The following is a 6,059-nucleotide window of genomic DNA, read 5'->3' as shown; positions in this document are numbered from 1 at the left end:
TCACGGTCGCCTGCCCGTCGACGGCCGCCGCCTTGCGGGCGTATGACCTCCGTCGGCGGCACCACCCGCCGGAACAGTTCCCACAACTCGTCCGGGACCAGCCGCTCAACCAGATCCGTCATGAACCCTTCAACGACCACGAACGCCAAAGGAAACGGTGTCTAAAACTCGTCCCGCTTGGGCGCCGTGGACACTGCGGCCTTCTTCTGGCGGCTCACGTCTGCACGGACCCTCGCGTTGACGAGCGTGGCTCGGCGCGAGAACGCGTCGCGTAGCTCGTCCGAAGAACGCGAGGGATGCTGCCAGGCGTCGGTGCGCTCGTTTCTATTTCCCTGGTGGCTGGGTGACGACGATTCGCCAGACCACCGAATCGGCCGCCGAGAACTTCCACGCCAGTTCGTGCATATGAGCGTGCGGTATTTCGGCGGTGTATACGCCGGTCCCGTCACCGCACTGAGACCCGGCGAGAGGCTTTCCGGTGGCGATGATGTCGAAATTGGAGGGCCCGGCGCATGTCCACATCACCGTGATGGATGAGGCCTTACCCGCTGACGCGGGAAGACTGACACCGCCCTTACCGTGACCCGTTTTTGTGTACAGCGTCTTCGATCCGACAGGGAGCGACGACTGGACCGGATTGGGAAGGCGGTCCGGGCTCGTTGGGGTCTCTATCGCAGAGGGGGGTGCGCTGGCCCCCGTCTCCGCCCCGTGGGTGGAGGTCGCCTGCGGGTGAGCCTCGCCGGAACAGGCCGACACGAGCACCAGGGCCGACAGGCCGACTGCCAGCAGGGAAGGCTTCATCAGATCGTCCTCGGCTCACGAGTGGGCGATGTAGGGCGAGAGTGCAGGGAGCTTGGCGGTCCCGTGGTTCGTGACCCTCCACTCGCAGCCACCGTTGTAGGAACCCTGCTCCCAGTTGAAGGAGTATCCCTTCGAGCCGAGGGCGAGCCATCCGTCCCTCTGGCTCGCCGGAACCTTCCACGAGCCGCCAAGGGTGACGGTGGTGGTCTTCGCGTAGGAGACCGAGCCGCCGAAGGTCTCCTCGGCGGAAGCAACGATGATCGACTGACTGAGCTTTGCCGCATATGTGAAGGTGCCGGTCCAGGTGTGGCCCTTGGCCACCGTGACCGAGAGCGTGACGCCGGACTGTCCGTGGACGGTCTTGGACTTGTCACCGACGAACACGCTCTTGGCCTTGGTGATGGAGATGATCGAGTCTTGCTGGCAACTGTCCGGGTGTACGCCACCGTTGGCGACGGCGTCGGCGTCGTCCGGCGCCTGAGGGATCGGGTTCCCGTCTTGGTCGGCATTGACCGGTATTGGGGCGTCGTCCGCAAATGCAGTTCCCACGCCCCCGGACCCCAAGGCGAGAAAAGCGATCAGTGTAGCGGCTGTGCATGCGCGAGTTATGGCGTTCATTGTTCCCTCCGTTGCCGCTCCCCCCCCGGGAGCGGCATGAACAGAACAATCGCGGACTGCCTGGGTGATCGTCAAGGAAACTCGACTGATCTGAGCAAGACTTGAGCCGGGCCATTGAAGATGGGGCATTGGCTACACCTTGGCCCTGCAAGCAAGCGGAATCTCACGCTCCGTCGGTGCGAATCGATCGCGCGAGCGCGAGGATGTTGCCCTTTTAACAACCTTTTTGCTCAATCAAGGAATCTAAAGGATTGATCCTTGAATTTACCCTCGATCTTCATGACAGTTCGCCGGACAGGCCGGTGAACCACTTTGGTTGGTCGGGCGACGGGCTCGAGGCAACCAATCGGCGCTGTGTGGGCCGTGCTGCCAGCGCCGCTCGGGATTCCCGCGAGCATGATGCAGTTGGTCAGTCACTATGACTGGCAGCGGCCGGTGGGGAGGCATCTGCGGGTGCCGGTGGACGCGCGGTTGATGGAGCGCTGGCTGGCCGGGCGGGTCGGTGCTGTAGGTGGCTGGGGAAGTGTTGGTGGAGGAGTCCGGGGTCGGCAGTAGCGACCAAGAGCCGGAAACCGGGATCCATGAGGCCGCAGCAGCACCCCACGGGGTGCCTCGCCCGCGATGCCGTCTCCTCAGGGTGGAACGCGCGGGGATAGGCGCTTTGCTTGAAGACTGCTTGCTCCCGAAGCAACTTGGGTGGGGGTGCCGCCTGGGCCAGTGCGGCCCTCGCCTGCGCTGACGGTCCGCAGGCGTTCGTGCTCGTTCGCCGTCGCTAGTCGGCGTTGTCACGCAGTTAGACACACACCTGGCGCGGGTCGCGGGGCGCGAGATCAGTGTGCGTCAACTTAGTTCTCCGGGTGCAGACATAAACGTCCAGTGTGAAAGATCACCGGCGGGGGCCCAGGCGAGAGGGGGGTGGAAGTCGTCCTCCTTGGGCGCCGCCTGTCGACGTTGGTCGGCCTCGGACGGCTCAGGGACTGCCCCCACGGCAACACCTACTCGAAAATCAGGAATTTCGGCGAATCCGTGCTTGAGCTATGGGGGGACGTATGGTGTGAATCGTGTCGCCAGACTTTGGGCAAGTACGGAAATGTGTATCACTGTAATTGTGGCTTGTTTCTGCGGCTGCGAAGTGACGCTATTGAATCACTAGCCTCGATCTTGCATGACGGTCCACCGACGGAGTCGGTGGACCGTTTCGCTTTCGGTGGCTGATGGTGGGCATGGTGGCGGCCCGGGTGTCGCGTCGGGTGGGCGCCGGGTTCCACTGCTCCGGGTGGGGGGGGGCTGGTCGTCGGGACGGGTGGACGGCTGGTCAGTCGGGGGCGAGGAATTGGGCGAGCCGGTCGAGTGCTGCTGTGATCTCGTGGGTCCAGGGCCAGTGAGCCGCGAGGCGGAGGATGCGCCGGCGTCCGGTGGTGACGAGTTGTCCGGCCGTGGTGAACAGGCGGAGTCGCAGTCGGCGGGGTTCCCATAGCCGGGCCTTGCCGGTCAGGGCGAGCATGGGCATCCAGGCCAGCAGGTCCAACGCGATCTGTACGATCTCGAGCCAGATGTGGTTCTGGGCGGTGTCGTGCAGGGGCAGGTTGCGCAGGCCGGTGGCCCGGGCGGCCCGGATGCGGTCCTCGGCCCGGGCACGCATGCGGTGGCGGAGCTCGAGTGCGGCGATCGGCAGGCCGGTGGTGTTCGTCGCGAAGCACGTGAGACGCATGCCGTCCGCGTCGGTGAGCCTCAACTGGGCCCCGGGGTGTGGTCTTTCCTTGCGGACGATGAGCCGCATACCTGTCGGCCAGCCGGTCAGGACATCGCCGGTGAGTTCGGCGACCCAGGCGCCGTCCCGGATCTCGCCGTCTGCCTCGACGGCCGGTGTCCAGGCGGATGCGGGGACCTTCAGCACGTGTTGGTGGATCACGTCGGTGATCACCATGCCGACCGAGTAGGACAGCCAGCGTCCTCGCTTCGCGAGCCAGGCGACGAAGTCGTGGGTGCCGCCCGCGGAGTCAGTGCGGATCAGGGTCTGCCGCCCGCGCCGGTACTCCTTCGGCAGCTGGGCCAGGGCCAGGCGGGTGGTGGTGATGTGGTCGGAGGCGGTGTTCGAGCCCGCGTTGCCGGGTCTGAGCAGGGCCGCGACGGGTTCCCCGGTGCCGCCCGGGCCGTGGTCGACGAAGGCCATCAGCGGGTGATGGCCGTAGGTCCGCTTCCAGGTCGGGGCAGCATCCTGCTTGTCGGAGTGCGCGATCACCAGCACCCCGTCGAGGTCCACGGTCACCTGCCCGTCGGCATCCGGCGCCGCGGCTCCGGCCAACTTCCAGACGTGTGCACGCACTTGTGCCCGCCCGGTCCTGATCGCCGTCAGGGCCTTCGGACCGGCCGCGCCCAGAGTGTCGATCAGTCGGGAGACCGTCGGATCGGAGGCCACCTGCCCGAACATGGCCGGCTCGGCCCGCAGCATCCCGACATCGGCCAGGCAGTCACCGCCCAGCGCGACCGCGAGCGCTACATCCAGCAGGATCTTCCCTGGATCGTGTACCGCCCTCGGCTTCCGCCACGGTGCCAGCGCCGCCGATATCGCCTGGTCCAGGCCGGTCTTGCGGATCGTCTCGACCAGCAGCACACCACCGGCCTGGGAGACCACCTCGCGACCACCGCCCTCGGTACGGACCCGCGGGTAGGACCCGATACGCTTCTTCACCTGGAGAGTGCTTCTTTCCTGTGACGACCTGGACCCTAGACAAGTCCCATCGTTGCAGGTCAGGGGCACTCTTCGCGTTTCTGATCACCCGCCGGACACAATATGGGGCGCGAACTCTGCCGCCCCCGAGCGTCACACCAGCAAGGGAGAATTCCCGCGATGGCAGACGAACACGAACCTGACGGCGATCTCTACGTGCTGTGGCACGCGCGCCATCTCGCGGTGGAGCAGGACGAACGGGTCATCCATCTCGATGCGGACGGCACCATCCACCTGGACGAGGAGGAGTGGCGGATCATCGGCATCTACCCGGACCAGGCAGTCGCGGAAAGGCAGCGGGAGATCTCCAGGAAGCTTCCAGGGTTCCGGGACGAACCTGATTGTTTCGAGATCGCACCCGTGACGGTGGACGAGGATTTGTGGAACGAGGGGTTCATCACGGTGTACCCCGAAGGGCTTAGGCGAGACTCATGAACCGGACGCTCTACCTCCTGGTGCACAGGCATCACTTCGCGGACGAGCCGGGTGCTCCCACCACCGTCGACTTCGTGGAAGACGGCGAACCGCTCTTCTGGGACGACAGCGAGGACAGCTTCACGTTCCTCGGCCTGTACTCGAGCCAGCAACGGGTGGAACAACGCATCGAGCAGGCGCGCACCCTACCCGGATTCAGGGACCATCCCAACGGCTTCCACGTGCACGAGTACACCGTGGGTCAAACCCACTGGGCCGAAGGATTCCTCGTCGGCGAACAAACCGACGGCTGAGCAGGCACCACCGCCTCCAGTCGCGATTCTTCTTGACGGTCCGCCGACTCCATAGCAGGACCGAACCGGCCTGCGAGGCCATCTGGCGGCCGTCTCCCTGGACACGGACGCGCGGGTACAACTCGGTAGGCTCTGTCACCTGGAAAGTGCTCTTTCCCTTGCAGTCGAGAGGACCCTCAGCAAGTCCCATCGTTGCAGGTCAAGAGCACTTTCCGTTTCCTGAATCAGCCCTCGGACAGCCTGCTTCATGAAAGCGCGAGGCTAGGTAGTGCTCTGACCGGGAAGGTTGGCCAGGTTGGTGGATCATTCCTGCTCGGAGGCAGCGGCGAGGTGACGGCGACAGAGGTCGGCAGCTGTGAGGTGGGACCTGTGCAGGGCATCGCTGTAAAGCCGCATCTCACGAGCCGCTCGGTCCAGGTGCTGCCAGAAACTGAGGGGTAGGTCGAGGTCGTCACCGAGATCGACCAGGCAGTCGAAGGCGAGTCCCAGCTCGTTGTGCTCCAGGAACTCCAGTGTCGCTGAGAGATCGATGTCCGGCAGGCGTGTGAGGTGCACTCGGGCAGCGTCGAGGTAGTCACGGGTCTGATTCCAGCTGGCCTGCAGAGCCTTGCGATCATCGGTCATGGCGCCAGTGTCGCCGGTGCTCTGATCGAGGTCACGCGACTTTCGTCGGTCGTCCGCCCCAGCGCAGGTAGGCGTGCAGGGCCCGGGCCTGGACGGTGTGGTTGCGGTGATGGGAGTTGGCGACGGTGAACTGTCGCAGCGGCCCGAAGTGGGCCTCGATCGGGTTGGCCCAAGAGGCGTAGGTCGGGGTGAAGCATAACTCGACCCGGTTTTTCTTCGCCCAGCACCGGGTCTTGCCGCCCTTGTGGGCGGAGAGGTTGTCCAAGATGACGTAGATCGGAGCGCCGTCCGAGCGGGCCGCACGGACCGACCTGAGTGCGGCCAGGGTGTTGCCAGCTCCCTTCTTGCGGCGGTTGACGCCCCACAGGGTGTTGTCACCGATGGAGTGGCGGCCGTGGAAGTAGCGGACGCCATGGGTGCGGTGGTAGGTGCCAGGGTGCCGTTCGGGGTGACCGGCAGGGGCCTAGTAGGGCTTGGTCAGGTTCGTATGGGTGTGGGTATGTTGCGGTGGCAGGTGGGGCAGGCGCCGGTCCAGAGGGCGAGGAGTGTCTGCAGCT

Annotated in this window: 6 protein-coding genes and 1 pseudogene; 2 read left to right on the top strand and 5 right to left on the bottom strand. The window is 65.3% G+C overall.

The features are described from left to right. Positions 1–324: 324 nt before the first annotated feature. The 3 genes from ACWCQK_RS41825 to ACWCQK_RS41815 all read right to left on the bottom strand — a co-directional run bounded on the left by ACWCQK_RS41825 (position 325) and on the right by ACWCQK_RS41815 (position 4,111). The gene (locus ACWCQK_RS41825; RefSeq protein ID WP_451164465.1) at positions 325–801 is read right to left on the bottom strand and encodes a hypothetical protein; all 477 of its coding nucleotides are present in this window, start codon (positions 799–801) and stop codon (positions 325–327) included. Between the two features lie 15 nt (positions 802–816). Further along, positions 817–1,419, bottom strand: a complete 603-nt coding sequence (locus ACWCQK_RS41820) for a hypothetical protein (RefSeq protein ID WP_451164463.1) — start codon at positions 1,417–1,419, stop codon at positions 817–819. 1,315 nt (positions 1,420–2,734) lie between these two features. Beyond that, on the bottom strand, positions 2,735–4,111 hold the full coding sequence (locus ACWCQK_RS41815; protein ID WP_451164461.1) for an IS1380 family transposase: 1,377 nt from the start codon (positions 4,109–4,111) through the stop codon (positions 2,735–2,737). A gap of 159 nt (positions 4,112–4,270) precedes the next feature. Here ACWCQK_RS41815 and ACWCQK_RS41810 point away from each other — a divergent pair, with 159 nt between their 5' ends. After that, positions 4,271–4,585 carry a hypothetical protein gene (locus ACWCQK_RS41810; protein ID WP_451164459.1) on the top strand — a complete coding sequence of 105 codons (315 nt, stop codon included), beginning with the start codon at positions 4,271–4,273 and terminating at the stop codon, positions 4,583–4,585. Continuing rightward, a complete protein-coding gene (locus ACWCQK_RS41805; protein WP_451164466.1) occupies positions 4,582–4,878 on the top strand; it encodes a hypothetical protein in 297 nt (98 codons plus the stop codon). The genes ACWCQK_RS41810 and ACWCQK_RS41805 overlap by 4 nt, the downstream gene beginning before the upstream one ends. A gap of 303 nt (positions 4,879–5,181) precedes the next feature. Here the strand turns inward: ACWCQK_RS41805 and ACWCQK_RS41800 are convergent, their stop codons facing one another. Continuing rightward, positions 5,182–5,502, bottom strand: coding sequence for a MafI family immunity protein (locus tag ACWCQK_RS41800; protein WP_451164457.1), 321 nt, complete (start codon positions 5,500–5,502; stop codon positions 5,182–5,184). Between the two features lie 58 nt (positions 5,503–5,560). Beyond that, positions 5,561–5,965 (bottom strand): annotated as a pseudogene (locus ACWCQK_RS41795) (transposase); the annotation flags it as partial. Positions 5,966–6,059: the final 94 nt, after the last annotated feature.

The organism is Streptomyces sp. NPDC002306 (assembly GCF_053593435.1).
The sequence above is the reverse complement of the archived record's forward strand: the minus strand, read 5'-3'. Positions and strand labels throughout refer to the sequence as shown.